Here is a 17,416-nt window from a genome sequence, read left to right on the forward strand (position 1 = left end):
CGAGGCCTCGGGGCTGAAGCCTGTGCTCTCGACTCGCTTCGCGCGCTCGAGCCGTCTCGGCTCCCTTCGGTCGCTCGACGAGCCGTGGGTGGTGACGGCTCGTCGACCGGAGCGGCGTAGCCGCGGAGCGGAGACGGGTCGAGCGCAGCGCCGAAGGCGCGGAGTCGAGACCTCGGGGTTGAACCCCCGACCGGCGGGTCAGCCGGTGAGGCCGCGGCGCTTCAGGAGCGGCTCGATGTCGGCGTCGCGGCCGCGGAAGTCGCGGTAGGCCTCGAGCGGGTCCTTCGATCCGCCCACGCCGAGCAGGCGCCGGCGGAAGCGGTCGCCGTTCGCGCGGGTCAGCCCGCCGTTCTCGCGGAACCACTCGACGGTGTCGGCGTCGAGCACCTCGCTCCAGATGTACGAGTAGTAGCCGGCGCTGTACCCGCCCGCGAAGATGTGCTGGAAGTAGCAGGACGAGTAGCGGGTCGGCACGGCAGGGTCGTTCAGGCCGATGTCGGCGAGGGCCGCGGCCTCGAATGCCGCGACGTCGTCGACCGCGGCGGCCTCCTCGACCGTGAGGGTGTGCCACGCCTGGTCCAGCCACGCCGCGGCGAGGTACTCGCTCGTGGCGAAGCCCTCGTTGAACGCGGCGGAGGCCTGCAGGCGCTCGATCACCTCGGCCGGCAGCGGCTCGCCCGTCTCGACGTGCACGGCGTAGTTCGTGACGATCTCGGGCCAGAGGATCCACATCTCGTTGACCTGGCTCGGGAACTCCACGAAGTCGCGGTACACCTGCGTGCCGCCGAAGTGCGGGTACGTCACGCGCGCGAACAGGCCGTGCAGGGCGTGTCCGAACTCGTGGAAGAGCGTGTTGACCTCGTCGAGGGTCAGCAGCGTGGGCTCGCCCTCCGCCGGCTGCGGCACGTTGAGGTTGTTGACGACGACGGGCTTCGGGTCGCCCAGCAGCTCCGACTGCACGACGATGGAGTTCATCCAGGCGCCGCCGCGCTTGGTGTCGCGCGTGTACAGGTCGAGCAGGTACAGCCCCAGGGCGGTGCCGTCCTCGTTGAACACCTCGAAGGTGCGCACGCCCGGGTGGTACGACGGCAGATCGGCCCGCTCGCGGAAGGTGAGGCCGTAGACCAGGTGGGCGGCGTGGAACACGCCGTCCTGCAGCACGCGCTCGGCCTCGAACCAGGGGCGCAGCGCCGTGGTGTCGAGGTCGTACTCCGCCTGACGCACCTTCTCGGTGTAGAACGCCCAGTCGTGCGCCTCGATCGGCGCCCCGGCGATCTTCTCCAGCGCCGCCTTCTCGAGGCGGGCGTTGCGGGCGGCCGGGGCGGCGAGGCGGCGCAGACGCTCCTCGACCGCGGCGGGCGAGCCGGCGGTCTGATCCGAGGTCACGTACTCGGCGTGGCTGGCGTAGCCCAGCAGGCGCGCTCGCTCGGCGCGCAGCCGCACGATCTCGAGCAGCACCTCGGAGTTGTCGTTCGCGTTACCGCGCGCGGCGCGCGAGCGCGAGGCCTCGAGCAGGCGCGCGCGGACGTCGCGGCGGGTGAGCGAGGCGAGGTACGGGTGGCCCGTGTAGAGGGTGAGCGAGATGAGGTAGCCCTCGATGCCGCGGTCCTGGGCGGCCTGCGCCGCGGCGGAGATCTCGCCCTCGGTGAGGCCGTCGAGCTCGGCGGGATCCGTCACGACGAGCGCGAGCTCGTTGGTGTCGGCGAGCAGGTTCTTCTCGAACTGCGTGGTCAGCGTCGACAGGCGGGTGTTCAGCTCGGTGAGGCGCTGCTTGGCCGCGTCGTCCAGGCCGGCGCCCGCGTGCTGCATCTCGCAGTAGCGGCGCTCGACGAGGTAGCGCTGCTCGGCGTCGAGGCCGAGCTCGTCGATCCGCTCGTGCAGCGACGCGATGCGCGCGAACAGCTTGGCGTTGAGCTGGATCGCGTCCTCGTGCGCGGCGCGCAGCGGGGCGAGGGTCTCGCCGATCTCCTGGATCTCCGGCGTCGCGTGGGCGGAGTTGACCGTGTAGAACGCGCGGCTCACGCGGTCGAGCAGCTGGCCCGAGCGCTCGAGCGCGAGCATCGTGTTCTCGAAGGTGGGCTCGTCGGCCTGCGCGGTGATCGCCGCGATCTCGTCGAGGTGCTCCGCGAACGCGCGCTCGAAGGCGGGCAGGTAGTGCCCCGGCTCGATGGCGGCGTAGTCGGGCAGCCCGTAGGGGAGCGGCGACGGGGCGAGCAGGGGATTGAACTCGAGATCAGTCACCTCGTCAGCCTACGTGCCCGCTCGCGCGCCCCCGCGCATCACTCCATCGGGTCGAACCGCGTCGCGAAGGCGCGCCCCTCGGCATCGAGCGTGATCTCGATGCCGCTGTCGAGCTCGGCGATCGGCCGGCCCTCCAGCCACGTGAGCGTCCACGACGGCGCCGGCTGTCCGGGCGGGAGCGTCGCCTCCACGCGAGCGATCTCCGCCCGCAGCGCCTCCGGGACCGAGCGGGGCGGCTCCCCGCCCGCCGACCAGCGCGTGCCGAGCTGCATCATGCCTCCTCAGGGGCGAGCTCGATGCGCGTGACGGCGAACTGCTCGCCCTCGACGATCTCGAGCTGCGCGATCCGGCCCACGGCCCGCAGGTCGACCTCCGCGGCGCGCAGCGGCGCCGTGCGGTCGGCGGGTGCGGCGATCGTCGCGGTGGCGACGGGGGTCTTCTGCGAGGCCTTGGCCTCGGTCTTCGCCCGGCGGATGCCGATGAGCGCCTCGCTCGCGGCGGCGAGCACGGCGGGGTCGCCGCCCAGGCCGGACGGCTCGGGCCACGCGGCGGTGTGCACGGATCCCTCCTGGAACCACGACCACACCTCCTCGGTCGCGAACGAGATCACGGGCGCGAGCAGGCGCAGCAGGGTCGACAGCGCCGTGCGCAGGGCGACGGCGGCCGAGGCGCCGGCCGCGCCGCCGCCGTACGCGCGCTCCTTGACGAGCTCGAGGTAGTCGTCGCAGAAGGTCCAGAAGAACGCCTCGGTGACCTCGAGCGCACGCGCGTGGTCGTAGCCCTCCAGCGCCCGGGTGGCCTGCGCGATCACGTCGTCGAGCGCCGCGAGCATCGAGAGGTCGAGCGGCTCGGTCACCGCGGCGTCCGCCGGGGCCTCGAAGCCGAGCACGAACTTCGCCGCGTTGAGCACCTTGATCGCCAGGCGGCGGCCGATCTTGATCTGCGTCGGGTTCTGCGGGTCGAACGCCGCGTCCGCGCCGAGGCGACTCGAGGCCGCCCAGTAGCGCACCGCGTCGGAGCCGTGCTGCTCGAGGATGTCGGCCGGGGTGACGACGTTGCCCTTCGACTTCGACATCTTCTTGCGGTCGGGGTCGACGATGAAGCCCGAGATCGAGGCGTGGCGCCACGCGACCCGGTCGTCCTCGAGCGCGCTGCGCAGCAGCGTGGAGAACAGCCACGTGCGGATGATGTCCTGGCCCTGCGGGCGCACGTCGAACGGCGCCACGAGCGACCACAGCTCCTCGTCGCGCTCCCAGCCGCCGGCGAGCTGCGGGGTCAGCGACGACGTCGCCCACGTGTCGAACACGTCGGTCTCAGCCTCGAAGCCGCCGGGCACGCCGCGCTGGTCCTCGGTGTAGCCGGGCGGCACGTCGGTGGACGGGTCCACCGGCAGCGACTCCGCGGTCGGCACGAGCACGCGACCGTAGTCGCGGTCGCCGTTCTCGTCGAGCGCGTACCAGACGGGGATCGGCACGCCGAAGAAGCGCTGGCGCGAGACGAGCCAGTCGCCCGTCAGGCCGTTCACCCAGTTCTCGTACCGCACCCGCATGAACTCCGGGTGCCACTCGATCTGCTGGCCGAGCTCGATGAGGCGGGCGCGCAGCTGGTCGGAACGGGCGCCGTTGCGGATGTACCACTGGCGGGTCGAGACGATCTCGAGCGGGCGATCGCCCTTCTCGAAGAACTTCACGGGGTGCTGGAAGGTCTTGCCGACCTCGATCAGCTCGCCCGACTCCTCGAGCAGCTCCACCATGCGCTTCTTGGCGCTGAAGACGGTCTTGCCGGCCAGTTCGGCGAAGGCGGCGCGTCCGGTCTCCGAGGTGATCGCCTCGGGGGCGTCCGCAACCACGCGGCCGTCGCGGCCGATGATCGTGCGGTTGGGGAGGTCCAGCTCGCGCCACCACACGATGTCGGTCATGTCGCCGAACGTGCAGATCATCGCGATGCCGGAGCCCTTGTCGGGCTGGGCGAGCGGGTGGGGCAGCACGGGCACCTCGACGCCGAAGACCGGCGTGGTCACCGTCGTGCCGAAGTGGGCCTGATACCGCTCGTCGTCGGGGTGGGCGACGAGGGCCACGCACGCCGCGAGGAGCTCGGGGCGGGTCGTCTCGATGTGGATGTCGCCCGAGCCGTCGGTCTTGTGGAACGCGAGGCGGTGGTAGTTGGCCGGCTGATCGCGATCCTCGAGCTCGGCCTGCGCGATCGCCGAGCGGAAGTCGACGTCCCACAGCGTGGGGGCGAGGTCCTGGTAGGCCTCGCCGCGCTCGTAGTTGCGCAGGAACGCGAGCTGGCTGGTGCGGATCGTGTCGTCCGAGATCGTCCGGTAGGTCTGCGTCCAGTCCACCGACAGGCCGAGCTGACGCCACAGCGTCTCGAACGTCTTCTCGTCCTCGACGGTGAGCCTCTCGCACAGCTCGATGAAGTTGCGGCGGCTGATCGGCACCTGGTCGGCCGGCTTCAGGCTCTTGGCATTGCCCTCGAACGGCGGCGTGAAGTCGGGGTCGTACGGCAGCGACGGGTCGCAGCGCACGCCGTAGTAGTTCTGCACGCGGCGCTCGGTCGGCAGGCCGTTGTCGTCCCAGCCGATCGGATAGAACACGGTCTTGCCGCGCATGCGCTCGAAGCGCGTCTTCACGTCGGTGTGGGTGTACGAGAACACGTGGCCGATGTGCAGCGAGCCCGACGCCGTCGGCGGGGGCGTGTCGACCGAGTAGACACCGGCGCGGCCCGAGGCGCGGGCGGCGTCGCGATCGAAGAGGAACGTGCCGTCCTGCTCCCAGCGCTCACCCCACTTCGCTTCGAGTCCCTCGAGAGCGGGCTTGTCGGGGATGGCGGCCATGCGGTGCTCCTCGTATGTGCGGCACGGTGTGTGCGTGCCTGAGTGTGGGGTACGCGCCGAGTCTACCGGGACGGGCCCCGCCCGCGTCGGGCGTCAGCCGCGGATGTCGATGCCCGCCGCCTGTGCGAAGGCCGGCGCGAGCAGGCGCACCTGATCCTCCGTGAGCGTCGCGCCCCGCAGCGACAGCACGTCGAGGCAGCCGAGCATCTCGAGCCCGCGCAGATCGAGGTCCGCGGCGCGCATGCCGCGGGGGTCGAGCTCGTCGGTGCGCGAGCGCACGACGGCCACGCGCGTCAGCTGGGCGCGCGGTATGTCGAGCGAGCCGATCTCGCACCCCTCGATCCGCAGATCCTCCACCCGGGCGCCGGCGAGCGAGAGGTAGTCGATCCGCAGATCCCGCAGCTCCAGCTCGGCGGCGCGCGCCTCGGCGAGATCGAGTGTGCCGATGCGGCCGCCCACGATCCGCACGCGCCGGATCGTGGCGTCGCGCGCCGACACCGAGATCGCGCGCACATCGCTGAGCTCGACGTCCACGAGCGTCGCACCGCGCAGCGCGAGGGCGTCGACCGCGGGGGAGGGCACGACGCACTCCTCGAGCGAGGCGTACGACAGGTCGACGTCGCCGCTCAGCCCCGCGAGCCGGGCATGGCGCAGATCGGCGCGCGGGCGGGGCGCGGCATCGTCGAACTCCCGCGGCAGATCCGGTGCGCCGATGCGGGGAGGGATCGGGCGATCCTGCGTGCGGGCCATGCCCCGACCCTACGTCGTGCGAGCGCGGGGCAGGAATGTGGCGGGAACGTCGCGTGGGGCGGCCCGGGAGCACGTAGAATCGTGGAAACGCACTGATCCGGCCATCACCGGGGAGCTCGCGGAAGAACAGGCTTCGGCCCCAGTAGAACCGCGCGGGGCAGGCCCGTCACAGCCGCAGTGAGAGTGGCGTGGCTGTGAACCGGCAGGTTTCCAGCCACGCAACGCGGGGTGGTACCGCGGCCGGGCTTCACAGCACGGGTCGTCCTCGCAGTCCCCTTGGAACTGCTGGAGTGAGATGACCTACCCGAAGTCCCCGTTCGGCCCCGCCGCCGATGCCGCAGCCCTCGTCGCGAGCCCGCGCTTTCCCGACGTCGAGCGCGAGATCCTCGACTTCTGGGCCGAGGACGACACCTTCCGCGCCTCGGTCGCGCAGCGCGAGGGCGCCGACGAGTGGGTGTTCTACGACGGCCCGCCGTTCGCGAACGGGCTGCCGCACTACGGACACCTCCTCACCGGCTACGCCAAGGACCTCTTCCCGCGGTTCCAGACGATGCGCGGCAAGAAGGTCGACCGCGTCTTCGGCTGGGACACCCACGGGCTCCCCGCGGAGCTCGAGGCGATGAAACAGCTCGGCATCACCGAGAAGAGCGAGATCGAGGAGATGGGCATCGCCGCGTTCAACGGCAAGGCCCGCGAGTCGGTGCTGCGCTACATGGACGAGTGGGAGGCCTACGTCACGCGCCAGGCCCGCTGGGTGGACTTCGAGAACGGCTACAAGACGCTCAACCCCACGTTCATGGAGAGCGTGCTGTGGGCGTTCAAGACCCTGCACGACAAGGGCCTCGCCTACGAGGGCTACCGCGTGCTGCCGTACTGCTGGCGCGACCAGACCCCGCTGTCCAACCACGAGCTGCGCATGGACGACGACGTCTACCAGATGCGCCAGGACCCGTCGGTGACGGTGTCGTTCCCGCTCACGGGCGAGAAGGCGGAGGCCCTCGGGCTGGCCGGCGTGCGCGCCCTGGCCTGGACGACGACGCCCTGGACGCTGCCGACGAACATGTCGCTGGCGGTCGGCCCGCAGATCACCTACGCGGTCGTACCCGTCGGCCCGGCCGGCGCGAAGGAGGGCGCCGAGGGCGACGAGTTCCTGCTGGCCGAGGACCTGCTCGGCGGCTACGCGAAGGACCTCGGCTACGAGTCGGCCGACGAGGCGCGCGCGGCGGTGCGCGCCCGCGTGGCCGGCGCCGACCTCGCCGACGTGACGTTCGAGCGGCTCTTCGACTATTTCGCCGACACCGAGAAGTGGGGCACGCAGAACGCGTGGCGGATCCTCGTCGACGACTACGTCACCACCGCCGACGGCACGGGCATCGTGCACCAGGCGCCCGCCTACGGTGAGGACGACAAGCGCCTCAACGACGCCGCCGGCATCCCGACGATCGTGTCGCTCGGCGACGACGGCCGCTTCCTCGACATGGTCACCGACGTCGCGGGCGAGCTGTGGATGGAGGCGAACACGCCGCTCGTGCGCCTGCTGCGCCAGAAGGGGCGCCTGCTGCGCCTGCAGTCCTACGAGCACAGCTACCCGCACTGCTGGCGCTGCCGGAACCCCCTCATCTACAAGGCGGTCTCGAGCTGGTTCGTGCGCGTGACCGACATCAAGGATCGCCTGCTCGAGAACAACGAGCAGATCACCTGGGCGCCCGAGAACGTCAAGCACGGCCAGTTCGGCAAGTGGCTCGAGGGAGCCCGCGACTGGTCGATCAGCCGCAACCGGTTCTGGGGCTCGCCGATCCCGGTGTGGAAGTCGGACGACCCCAACCACCCGCGCGTCGACGTGTACGGCTCGCTCGAGGAGCTCGAGCGCGACTTCGGCACGCTGCCGCGCAACGAGCAGGGCGAGGTCGACCTGCACCGGCCGTACATCGACGAGCTGACGCGCCCGAACCCCGACGACCCGACGGGCCGGAGCACGATGCGCCGCATCGAGGACGTCTTCGACGTGTGGTTCGACTCGGGCTCGATGCCGTTCGCGCAGGTGCACTACCCGTTCGAGAACAAGGACTGGTTCGACTCGCACGCGCCGGCCGACTTCATCGTGGAGTACATCGGCCAGACGCGCGGCTGGTTCTACGTCATGCACGTGCTCTCGACGGCGCTGTTCGATCGCCCCGCCTTCACGGGCGTGTCGTGCCACGGCATCGTGCTCGGCAACGACGGGCAGAAGATGTCGAAGTCGCTGCGCAACTACCCCGACGTCTCGGAGGTGTTCGACCGCGACGGCTCCGACGCCATGCGCTGGTTCCTCATGTCGTCGAGCGTGCTGCGCGGCGGCAACCTCATCGTGACCGAGGAAGGCATCCGCGCGGGCGTGCGCGAGTTCCTGCTGCCGCTGTGGAACTCGTGGTACTTCTTCGCCACGTACGCCAACGCGGCCGGATACGAGGCGACGCGCCGCACCGACTCCACCGACGTGCTCGATCGGCACATCCTCGCGCTGCTGGGTGACCTCGTGCGCGAGGTCGCCGACGACCTCGAGCGCCTCGACTCGACCACCGCGGCCGCGCGTCTGCGCGACTTCGCCGAGGTGCTGACGAACTGGTACATCCGCCGATCGCGCGATCGGTTCTGGACGGGCGTGACCGACGACCCGAAGAGCACCGAGGCGTTCGACACGCTCTACACGGTGCTCGAGACGCTGTGCCGCGTGGCGGCTCCGCTCATCCCGCTCGTGTCCGAGCGCGTGTGGCAGGGCCTCACCGGCGGCCGCAGCGTGCACCTGACGGAGTGGCCCGACGCCGACGAGTTCGCCCCCGCCGCGGACATCCGCCGCGCCATGGACGCCGTCCGCGAGGCCTCGAGCGTCGCCAACGCGCTGCGCAAGAAGGAGGGGCTGCGGGTGCGCCTGCCGCTGTCGCGCCTCACGGTCGTGACCGAGGGTGCCGACGCGCTCGCGCAGTTCGAGGACATCCTGCGCGACGAGCTCAACGTCAAGTCGGTCGCGCTCGTCGAGCTCGCCGACACTACCGCCGCCGAGTACGGCATCACGCACCGCCTCACCGTCAACGCCCGCGCGGCGGGCCCGCGCATCGGCAAGCAGGTGCAGCAGGCGATCGCCGCCGCGAAGTCGGGCGACTGGGCCGAGTCAGGCGGCGGCGTGACGGCCGGCGGCATCGCGCTGGTCGAGGGCGAGTACGAGCTCGTGCTCGAGACCACGGGACGGCCCGAGGGCGAGGCGCTCGCGCTGCTGCCGTCCGGCGGCTTCGTGCTGCTCGACACCGTGGTCACCCCCGAGCTCGCGGCCGAGGGGCTCGCGCGCGACGTGATCCGCGCCGTGCAGGACACCCGCAAGGGCGCCGGCTTCGACGTGAGCGACCGGATCCGCCTGGAGCTGGCCTTCGCCTCCGCCGAGGACGCCGCGGCCGTGCGGCAGGCGTTCGACATCGCCGATGTCGCCGGCGAGACGCTCGCCGTCTCCGCCGAGGTCGTCGACGGAACGATCGACGGCGGGGCCGAGCACATCGCGACGATCCCGGCCGGGACGTACGCCAACGCCGGCGACTTCCAGGTCGCCGTGACCCGCGTGGTCATCGCAGCCGTCGAGGTGGAGGAACGATGAACGACCGCGAACGCGCCGACGCCGTCTACGAGGCGCTCCTGGCCCGCGCCGGGGAGCGCTGGGTGCAGCCGCGCAAGGAGCGCACCGCGCGCGTGCTCGAGCTGCTCGACGACCCGCAGCGCACCTACCGCGTCGTGCACATCACGGGCACGAACGGCAAGACGTCCACGGCCCGCATCATCGAGAGCCTGATCCGCGCCCGCGGCCTGCGCACGGGCCTGTTCACGAGCCCGCACCTGGAGCGGTTCACGGAGCGGATCCAGATCGACGGGCAGCCGATCGCCGATGCCGCGGTCGCCGACGCGTGGGACGAGATCGAGCCGTTCGTCGGCATCGTCGACGCCGAGCTGGAGGCGCGGGGGGAGGAGCCGCTGACGTTCTTCGAGCTGCTCACGGTGCTCGCGTTCGTGGCGTTCGCCGACGCGCCCGTCGACGTGCTCGTGCTCGAGGTGGGCATGGGCGGCGCCTGGGACTCCACCAACACCGCGGACGGCGACGTGGCGGTGTTCTCGCCGATCGATCTGGACCACGCGGATCGGCTCGGCGACACGATCGAGAAGATCGCCGAGGTCAAGGCCGGCATCATCAAGCCCGGCGCCCGGGTCGTCTCGGCGCGCCAGGCGCCGGAGGCCGAGGCCGTGCTGCGGCGCGTGTCGGCCGAGCAGGATGCCACGATCGCCTTCGAGGGGGCCGAGTTCGCCCTCGACGACCAGAAGCTCGCGGTCGGCGGCCAGCTCATCACGGTGCGCGGGCTCGCGGGCGAGTACGCGGAGCACTACCTGCCGCTGTACGGGCGCCACCAGGGAGAGAACGCCGCGCTGGCGATCGCCGCGGTCGAGTCGCTCATCGGCGACGCCGGCCAGGCCCTCGCCGACGACGTGCTGTCGGAGGGCCTGCAGGAGGCGACCTCGCCCGGCCGGCTGCAGCTGGTCGGGATCGACCCGACCGTCGTCGTCGACGCGGCCCACAACCCGCACGGCGCGGCGTCGCTCGCGCGCGCGCTGCGCGAGGCGTTCGACTTCGAGGAGTGGGGCCTCGTGCTCGGCGTGCTCGGCGACAAGGACGCGATCGGCATCGTCGCCCAGCTGGCGCCGATCGCGACGCACGTGTTCGCCACGGTGCCCGACTCGGATCGCGCCGGCTCGCCCGATGACCTCGCCGATCTCGTCGAGTCGGCGGGCCTGCGCGTCACCGTGCACCCGCACCTCGGCGACGCCGCCGACGCCGCCCGCGAATGGGCCGCGTCCGGGCAGAAGCGCGGCGTCGTGATCACCGGATCCGTCGTGCTCGCCGGCGAGGCGCTCGCGCTCGCCGAGACCGAGGACTGGAAGTCGGGCTGGAGCGCATGAGCACGCCCCGGCCCCGCCGCTACCGTCCGCTGCAGGAGAAGCTCGGGCAGGTCGTGCTCGTCTTCGAGGCGATCGTCGTCTTCCTCGGCGGCCTGACGATCCACGGGCTCGGCGCCCTTCCCGACGGCGTGCCGTCGTGGTGGGGGATCGTCGCCGGCTCGGTCGTCGCCGTCCTCATGTTCGCCACGTCCGGCCTGCTGCGCTGGCCGTGGGGATACGCGGTCGGCTGGGCGCTGCAGGCCGTCGTCGCGCTCGGCGCGTTCCTCGTTCCCGCGATCCTGCTCATCGCCCTGATCTTCGGCGGCATGTGGGCATATGCGACGATCGGTGGTGCCCGCATCGAGCGCCGCGTCGCCGCCCAGCGAGCCGGCACCTCCGACTGACCTCCCCGACACGCCACACACGAAGGGACCACCATGGCCACCGAAGAGACCCTCGTCCTCGTCAAGCCCGACGGCGTCGCCCGCGGCCTGACCGGCGCGATCCTCGCCCGCATCGAGGCGAAGGGCTACGCGCTCGTCGACATCAAGCTCGTCGAGCCCAGCCGCGAGCTGCTCGCGCAGCACTACGCCGAGCACGAGGGCAAGCCGTTCTACGAGCCGCTGCTGGAGTTCATGATGTCCGGCCCCGTCGTCGCGATCCGCGTCGCCGGCAACCGCGTCATCGAGGGCTTCCGCTCGCTCGCCGGCACGACCGACCCGACCACCGCCGCCCCCGGCACGATCCGCGGCGACTTCGGCCGCGACTGGGGCGTCGCCGTGCAGCAGAACCTCGTGCACGGATCGGACTCGCCCGAGTCGGCCGCGCGCGAGCTCGGCATCTGGTTCGCCTGACGCCGGAACCCGCTCGCTGCGCCCCCGTCCGCGCGCCTCATCGGCTCGTAGGCGGGGGCGCTTAGCGTTGCAGGGTGAGCACGCGACGCGTCATGGGCATCGACCCCGGCCTGACCCGCTGCGGCGTCGGGATCGTCGACGTCGCGCCGGACCGATCGGCGCGCCTCGTGCACGTGGGAGTGATCCGCTCGGCCGTGGATGCCCCGGTCGCCGAGCGGCTGGCGACGATCGCGCGCGGCATTCGCGAGGCCCTGGCCGAGCACCGGCCCGAGGTGCTCGCGGTGGAGCGCGTGTTCGCGCAGCACAACCTGCAGACCGTGATGGGCACCGCCCAGGCGTCCGGCGTCGCGCTCATGCTCGCGGCCGAGCACGGCATCCCCGCCGCCATGCACACGCCGAGCGAGGTGAAGGCGGCGATCACGGGGTACGGATCGGCCGACAAGGCCCAGGTCCAGCACATGGTGGCGCGCGTGCTGCGGCTCGACGAGCTGCCGCAGCCGGCCGATGCCGCCGACGCCCTCGCCCTCGCCCTCTGTCACGCGTGGCGAGGCGCCCCCGCCGCCGCGGCCGCCGCGGGCTCGCTCACGCCGGCGCAGCGCGCCTGGGCCGAGGCCGAGAAGCGCTCCCGCCGCGCGCCGGCCCGCCGCTGAGCCGGCCGTGCTCGCGAGCCCCCGCATCGTTCCGCCGCGCCCGCATCTTTGCGCCGAGCCAGCTTCTGTGCGCCGAGACTGGGACGCAGGCACTCGGTTTCGGCGCGAAGATGCCGTGTCGCGGAAGGGGGCCGGGTCCGGAGCGATGAGCTCGCGGCGCGCGTGTCTCGAACGGATGTGCGAACGTCGGCCTAGGCTGGCCTCATGATCTCGTTCCTCCGCGGCGCCGTGCTGCACGCCGGCCTCGACTCGGTCGTGCTCGATGTCGGCGGCGTCGGCTTCAGCGTCGCCGTCACGCCCGAGGTGGCGCGCCGCGCCCGCGCGGGGGAGGAACTGGCCCTGCACACGCACCTCATCGTGCGCGAGGACGCCCTGTCGCTGTTCGGCTTCGCCACCCGCGCCGAGCTCGACGTGTTCGGCATCCTGCTGGGCGTGAGCGGCGTGGGCCCCAAGTCGGCGCTCGGCGTGCTCGGCGCCATGAGCATCGACCAGATCGCGGAGGCCGTGCAGCTCGAGGATGACAAGCCGTTCCGCAAGGTCAGCGGCATCGGCCCCAAGACCGCCAAGCTCATCGCCGTGCAGCTGCAGGGCAAGCTCGCGCCGCCGCAGGCCGCGCCCGCCGCGTCGCCGGCCGGCATCGCCGCCGACGTGCTGGCGCAGGTGACCCAGGCGGTCGCCGGGCTCGGCTGGCCGGAGCGCGTGGCGAGCGAGGCCGTCGCGGCGGCGGCGGAGTCGGCGAGCGAGGCCGATCGCGCATCGATGCAGGCGCTGCTGCGCCTCACCCTCGCGGCCCTCGGCCCGGCGAACGGGGGCGCGCGTGTCTGAGCGCGACATCGCCTCGCCGCAGCCGCACGACGACACCGAGCTCGCCATCGAGGGCGCGCTGCGTCCCGGGAGCCTCGCCGACTTCGTCGGCCAGCACAAGGTTCGCGGCCAGCTGCAGCTGCTGCTCGACGCGGCGCGCATCCAGGAGCGGCCCGCCGACCACATCCTGCTGGCGGGGCCCCCGGGCCTCGGCAAGACGACGCTGGCGATGATCGTCGCGCACGAGAGCAACCGGCCGCTGCGGATGTCGAGCGGGCCGGCCATCCAGCACGCCGGCGATCTGGCGGCGCTGCTGTCGAGCCTCATGCCGGGCGAGGTGCTGTTCATCGACGAGATCCACCGCATGGCCCGCTCGGCCGAGGAGATGCTCTATCTCGCGATGGAGGACTTCCGCATCGACATCATGGTCGGCAAGGGCGCCGGCGCCACGAGCATCCCGCTCGACCTGGCGCCGTTCACGCTCGTGGGCGCGACCACCCGGTCGGGCCTGCTGCCCAATCCGCTGCGCGACCGCTTCGGCTTCACCGCGCACCTGGAGTACTACGAGCCCGAGGAACTGGAGCGCGTGATCGAGCGCTCCGCCGGCTTCCTCGGGGTCGGCCTGGGCGGGCGCGAGCGGGCCGAGATCGCCCGGCGCTCGCGCGGCACGCCCCGCATCGCGAACCGGCTGCTGCGCCGCGTGCGCGACTACGCGCTCGTGCACGCCCACGGCGCGGCGCCCGAGCTCGGCGACGTGCGGGCGGCCCTGGAGCTCTACGACGTCGACGCCATCGGCCTGGACCGCCTCGACCGCGCCGTCCTCGACGCGCTCGTGCGGCGCTTCCGCGGCGGGCCGGTCGGCCTCAGCACGCTCGCGGTCGCGGTGGGCGAGGAGCCCGACACGGTCGAGAGCGTCGTGGAGCCGTATCTCGTGCGCATCGGCTTCATGGGGCGCACGCCGCGCGGGCGCGTGGCGACGCCCGAGGCCTACGCGCACCTCGGTGTGGCGCACCCGCTCGGTGCGCCGGGGTCGCTCCCGATCGATGACCTATAATCGCTGAAGGCTTGCGCCGGCCCGACCGGTGTCTTCTCTCGCTCAGCCGAAGCCGGCGGGCGCTCCCTCCCGAAAGGTCGCTGTATCCCCATGGACATGAATCTGATCCTCCTTGTCGTCCTCGCGGCGATGCTCGTCTTCATGTTCATCAACGGCCGCCGCAACGCGAAGAAGCGCCAGGAGCTCGAGCAGGAGCGCCGCACCAAGATGGTGCCCGGCGCGCGCGTGATGACCCGCTCCGGCCTGTTCGGCACCCTCGTGGAGTTCGACGCCGAGGACCTCACGCAGCCGGCCAAGGTCGAGATCGCCCCGGGCGTCGTGGCCGAGATGCACGCCCAGGCCGTGGACCTCGCACCGGAGGCCACGCCGGCCGCCGCCGACGAGACCGTGCAGGACGACGAGACGACCGAGACGGCCGACGAGGGGTACTCGCTCAACGGTGAGCGCGTCGAGAAGCTCCCGAGCGACGACGACACCAAGAACTGACCCACCCCTCCCTTCCGGCCGAAAGCTGAGACGTGGCGACACCGACCCCTGTGCGCCGTGCGTGGCGCGCCCTCACCGGACTTCTCGTCCTGATCGCCGTGCTCGCGGGCGCCAACGCGCTGGGCGTGTACGTGTTCCAGCAGTCCTCGTGGGTTCCCGAGCTGGCGCTCGACCTGCAGGGCGGCACGCAGATCGTGCTCGAGGCGCAGACGGAGGGTGCCGACCCCTCCGGCGAGCAGATGCAGCAGGCGGTCTCGATCATCCGCCAGCGCGTCGACGCCTCGGGCGTCTCGGAGGCCGAGGTCACCACGCAGGGCACGCGCAACATCGTCGTGCAGATGCCCGGCACGGTCGATGACGAGACGCGTGAGCGCATCGAGGCCAGCGCGCAGCTCGAGCTGCGATCGGTGATCTACGCCGCGGCCGCCGCCAACACGTTCGTGGGCGAGGACGGCGAGGAGACGCCGTACCCGAGCGCCGACACCGCGCTGCCGGCCACGCCGAGCGTGGCGCCGACCGACGGCTCCGACCCCAACTGGGTCTCCGACTACCTGTGGGCACGATTCCTGGCGTACGACTGCGCCAACCCCGATGTCGACCCGGCCTCGGCCCCCGCCGACGACCCGGTCATCGCCTGCGACGACCAGGGATCGAAGTACATCCTCGGCCCCGTCGAGATCACGGGCGACGCGATCGACGACGCCTTCTCGACGCTGCAGCAGAACAACGGCCAGTGGGCCGTGCAGCTCGACCTCGACGACGCCGGCACCGAGGTCTTCGGCCAGGTGAGCCAGCGCCTGTACAGCATCGGCCAGGCCGGCGCGAACGATCCGCGCAGCCAGTTCGCGTTCATCCTCGACGGCGCCGTCATCTCGGCACCGCAGATGAACGCCGTCATCCTCGACGGTCGCCCCAGCATCTCGGGCACCTTCACGCAGGAGACGGCCACCGCCCTCGCCGAGCAGCTCAAGTTCGGTGCGCTGCCGCTGAGCTTCACGGTCGTCAGCTCCGACACGATCTCGGCCACGCTCGGTGAGCAGCAGCTGCAGATCGGCCTGCTCGCGGGTCTCATCGGCCTCGTGCTCGTGGCGCTGTACTCGCTGCTGTCGTACCGCGCGCTGGGCACCGTGATCATCGCGTCGCTCGTCGTGATGGGCGTGCTCACCTACGTGCTGCTCACGCTGCTGTCGTGGCGCCTGGGCTACCGCCTGTCGCTGGCGGGCGTCGCGGGCCTGATCGTGACGATCGGCTTCACCGCCGACTCCTTCATCGTGTACTTCGAGCGCATCCGCGACGAGATGCGCGACGGCAAGTCGATCACCGCCGCCGTCGAGGACGGTTGGGATCGCGCCAAGCGCACGATCTACATCTCCAAGTCGATCAACGTGCTCGCCGCGATCGTGCTGTACATCCTGGCCGACGCCACGGTGAAGGGCTTCGCCTTCACCCTCGGCATCACCACCGCGATCGACGTGCTGATCTTCGTGATCTTCACGCACCCGGTCATGCAGCTGCTGGCCCGCACGCGGTTCTTCGGCGGCGGCCACCCGCTGTCGGGTCTTGACCCCGCGGGCCTGGGCGCCGTGTACCGCGGCCGCGCCGAGTTCAAGCGGACCGTCGCGCCCGTCGCCCGGGCCAAGCGGTCGCAGGGCGAGGCCGAGCGCCGCCAGACGATCGCCGAGCGCAAGCGTGCCGCCGAGCTGGCCGCGCGCGAGAGTACCGGCACGCCGGGGGAGGGAGACGCCTGATGCGTTCCATGAACGAGCTCGGCAATGACCTCTACAGCGGCAAGACCTCGTTCCCGTTCGTCGGGAAGCGCAACCTCTGGTTCCTCGTGGCGATCGCGCTCGTGGCGGCCTCGGTGCTCGTGCTGCTGGTGCGCGGCATCTCGCCGTCGATCGAGTTCACCGGCGGATCGCAGTTCACGATCTCGTCGCCGTCGACCACCGATCAGCTCCTCGCCTCCGACGTCGTGGACGAGATCGTCCCCGGCTCCGAGGCGAAGGTCACCACGATCGGCGGATCGGACATCCGCGTCCAGACCTCGCAGCTCGACAACGCGCAGACGGTGGAGCTCACCGACGCGCTGGCCGAGGCCTACGGCGTGGAGGCCGACGAGATCACCTCGTCGTTCATCGGCCCGACCTGGGGCGCCGACGTCACCCGGCAGTCGCTGTGGGGCCTCGGGATCTTCCTCGCACTGACCTTCCTCATCCTCGCGATCTACTTCCGCACCTGGAAGATGTCGGTCGCGGCGATCATCGGCGTCGTCGACGTGCTCGTCGTCACCATCGGGATCTACGCGCTCGTCGGCTTCGAGGTCTCGCCCGCGGCCGTGATCGGATTCCTCACGATCCTCGCGTACTCGCTCTACGACACCACCGTCGTGTTCGACAAGATCCGCGAGAACACGCGCGACGACGGGCAGATCTCGCACCGCACGTTCGGGGAGTCGGTCAACCTCGCGGTCAACCAGACGCTGGTCCGCTCGATCAACACCTCGATCGTGGCCGCCCTGCCCGTGGCGGCGATCCTCTTCATCGGCGCGCTGTGGCTGGGAGCCGACACGCTCTCGGACATCTCGCTGTCGATCTTCGTCGGCATCATCGTCGCGACGTACTCGACGCTGTTCGTGGCGGCGCCGCTCTACTCGCTCCTGCGCGAGAACGAGCCGGCGATCCGCCAGCGTGACGCGCGGGTGCGCGACGCCCGCGAGCGTGGCGTTCGGGCGGCCTGAGCCCTCCGGGCGCGGGCGTAGGATGATCGAGTCCGCACGGGGAGGGAGGCG

The 17,416-nt window shown here is 71.6% G+C and carries 14 protein-coding genes; 10 read left to right on the forward strand and 4 right to left on the reverse strand.

Annotation, left to right across the window (positions count from 1 at the left end):
* Nucleotides 1-198 precede the first annotated feature (198 nt).
* The 4 genes from E3O41_RS06320 to E3O41_RS06335 form a co-directional block, all read right to left on the reverse strand.
* A complete protein-coding gene (locus E3O41_RS06320; protein WP_067023077.1) occupies nucleotides 199-2,241 on the reverse strand; it encodes a M3 family metallopeptidase in 2,043 nt (680 codons plus the stop codon).
* A gap of 38 nt (nucleotides 2,242-2,279) precedes the next feature.
* Nucleotides 2,280-2,516, reverse strand: coding sequence for a hypothetical protein (locus E3O41_RS06325; RefSeq protein ID WP_338060469.1), 237 nt, complete (start codon nucleotides 2,514-2,516; stop codon nucleotides 2,280-2,282).
* Nucleotides 2,513-5,080 carry a valine--tRNA ligase gene (gene valS / locus E3O41_RS06330; RefSeq protein ID WP_067023082.1) on the reverse strand — a complete coding sequence of 856 codons (2,568 nt, stop codon included), beginning with the start codon at nucleotides 5,078-5,080 and terminating at the stop codon, nucleotides 2,513-2,515. Before valS ends, E3O41_RS06325 begins: the two co-directional genes overlap by 4 nt.
* 93 nt (nucleotides 5,081-5,173) lie before the next feature.
* Nucleotides 5,174-5,830 (reverse strand): pentapeptide repeat-containing protein, encoded by a 657-nt coding sequence (locus tag E3O41_RS06335; protein ID WP_067023085.1) that lies wholly within the window; start codon nucleotides 5,828-5,830, stop codon nucleotides 5,174-5,176.
* Nucleotides 5,831-6,125: 295 nt separating this feature from the next.
* Here E3O41_RS06335 and ileS point away from each other — a divergent pair, with 295 nt between their 5' ends.
* The 10 genes from ileS to secF all read left to right on the forward strand — a co-directional run bounded on the left by ileS (nucleotide 6,126) and on the right by secF (nucleotide 17,365).
* Entirely contained in the window at nucleotides 6,126-9,452 is a 3,327-nt protein-coding gene (gene ileS, locus E3O41_RS06340) for an isoleucine--tRNA ligase (RefSeq protein WP_135012174.1), read from the forward strand.
* Complete coding sequence (locus E3O41_RS06345) at nucleotides 9,449-10,801, forward strand: bifunctional folylpolyglutamate synthase/dihydrofolate synthase (RefSeq protein WP_067023091.1); 1,353 nt, start codon at nucleotides 9,449-9,451, stop codon at nucleotides 10,799-10,801. Before ileS ends, E3O41_RS06345 begins: the two co-directional genes overlap by 4 nt.
* A complete protein-coding gene (locus E3O41_RS06350) occupies nucleotides 10,798-11,184 on the forward strand; it encodes a DUF4233 domain-containing protein (RefSeq protein WP_099566254.1) in 387 nt (128 codons plus the stop codon). Before E3O41_RS06345 ends, E3O41_RS06350 begins: the two co-directional genes overlap by 4 nt.
* A gap of 33 nt (nucleotides 11,185-11,217) precedes the next feature.
* A complete protein-coding gene (gene ndk / locus E3O41_RS06355; RefSeq protein ID WP_067023094.1) occupies nucleotides 11,218-11,634 on the forward strand; it encodes a nucleoside-diphosphate kinase in 417 nt (138 codons plus the stop codon).
* Between the two features lie 92 nt (nucleotides 11,635-11,726).
* A complete protein-coding gene (gene ruvC / locus E3O41_RS06360) occupies nucleotides 11,727-12,284 on the forward strand; it encodes a crossover junction endodeoxyribonuclease RuvC (protein WP_067023099.1) in 558 nt (185 codons plus the stop codon).
* A 204-nt stretch (nucleotides 12,285-12,488) separates the two neighbouring features.
* Nucleotides 12,489-13,109, forward strand: coding sequence for a Holliday junction branch migration protein RuvA (gene ruvA, locus E3O41_RS06365; RefSeq protein ID WP_067023102.1), 621 nt, complete (start codon nucleotides 12,489-12,491; stop codon nucleotides 13,107-13,109).
* Nucleotides 13,102-14,142 carry a Holliday junction branch migration DNA helicase RuvB gene (ruvB, locus tag E3O41_RS06370; RefSeq protein ID WP_169817953.1) on the forward strand — a complete coding sequence of 347 codons (1,041 nt, stop codon included), beginning with the start codon at nucleotides 13,102-13,104 and terminating at the stop codon, nucleotides 14,140-14,142. Before ruvA ends, ruvB begins: the two co-directional genes overlap by 8 nt.
* A 96-nt stretch (nucleotides 14,143-14,238) precedes the next feature.
* Nucleotides 14,239-14,628: a preprotein translocase subunit YajC gene (locus E3O41_RS06375; protein WP_158231509.1), complete on the forward strand. Its 390-nt coding sequence runs from the start codon at nucleotides 14,239-14,241 to the stop codon at nucleotides 14,626-14,628.
* A gap of 32 nt (nucleotides 14,629-14,660) precedes the next feature.
* Entirely contained in the window at nucleotides 14,661-16,376 is a 1,716-nt protein-coding gene (secD, locus tag E3O41_RS06380) for a protein translocase subunit SecD (protein ID WP_067023108.1), read from the forward strand.
* A complete protein-coding gene (secF, locus tag E3O41_RS06385) occupies nucleotides 16,376-17,365 on the forward strand; it encodes a protein translocase subunit SecF (RefSeq protein WP_067023111.1) in 990 nt (329 codons plus the stop codon). The genes secD and secF overlap by 1 nt, the downstream gene beginning before the upstream one ends.
* The last annotated feature ends 51 nt before the right edge of the window (nucleotides 17,366-17,416 follow it).

This window comes from Microbacterium sediminis (assembly GCF_004564075.1).
In the GTDB taxonomy this organism is placed as follows: domain Bacteria; phylum Actinomycetota; class Actinomycetes; order Actinomycetales; family Microbacteriaceae; genus Microbacterium; species Microbacterium sediminis.

What these genes read in the sequence shown, in the direction of transcription:
- E3O41_RS06375 (WP_158231509.1), top strand. Translation starts at nt 14,239, where the DNA reads ATGAATCTGATCCTCCTTGTCGTCCTCGCGGCGATGCTCGTCTTCATG.
- ileS (WP_135012174.1), top strand. Translation starts at nt 6,126, where the DNA reads ATGACCTACCCGAAGTCCCCGTTCGGCCCCGCCGCCGATGCCGCAGCC.
- ndk (WP_067023094.1), top strand. Translation starts at nt 11,218, where the DNA reads ATGGCCACCGAAGAGACCCTCGTCCTCGTCAAGCCCGACGGCGTCGCC.
- E3O41_RS06345 (WP_067023091.1), top strand. Translation starts at nt 9,449, where the DNA reads ATGAACGACCGCGAACGCGCCGACGCCGTCTACGAGGCGCTCCTGGCC.
- E3O41_RS06335 (WP_067023085.1), bottom strand. Translation starts at nt 5,830, where the DNA reads ATGGCCCGCACGCAGGATCGCCCGATCCCTCCCCGCATCGGCGCACCG.
- ruvA (WP_067023102.1), top strand. Translation starts at nt 12,489, where the DNA reads ATGATCTCGTTCCTCCGCGGCGCCGTGCTGCACGCCGGCCTCGACTCG.
- E3O41_RS06325 (WP_338060469.1), bottom strand. Translation starts at nt 2,516, where the DNA reads ATGATGCAGCTCGGCACGCGCTGGTCGGCGGGCGGGGAGCCGCCCCGC.
- secF (WP_067023111.1), top strand. Translation starts at nt 16,376, where the DNA reads ATGCGTTCCATGAACGAGCTCGGCAATGACCTCTACAGCGGCAAGACC.
- E3O41_RS06350 (WP_099566254.1), top strand. Translation starts at nt 10,798, where the DNA reads ATGAGCACGCCCCGGCCCCGCCGCTACCGTCCGCTGCAGGAGAAGCTC.
- valS (WP_067023082.1), bottom strand. Translation starts at nt 5,080, where the DNA reads ATGGCCGCCATCCCCGACAAGCCCGCTCTCGAGGGACTCGAAGCGAAG.
- ruvC (WP_067023099.1), top strand. Translation starts at nt 11,727, where the DNA reads ATGGGCATCGACCCCGGCCTGACCCGCTGCGGCGTCGGGATCGTCGAC.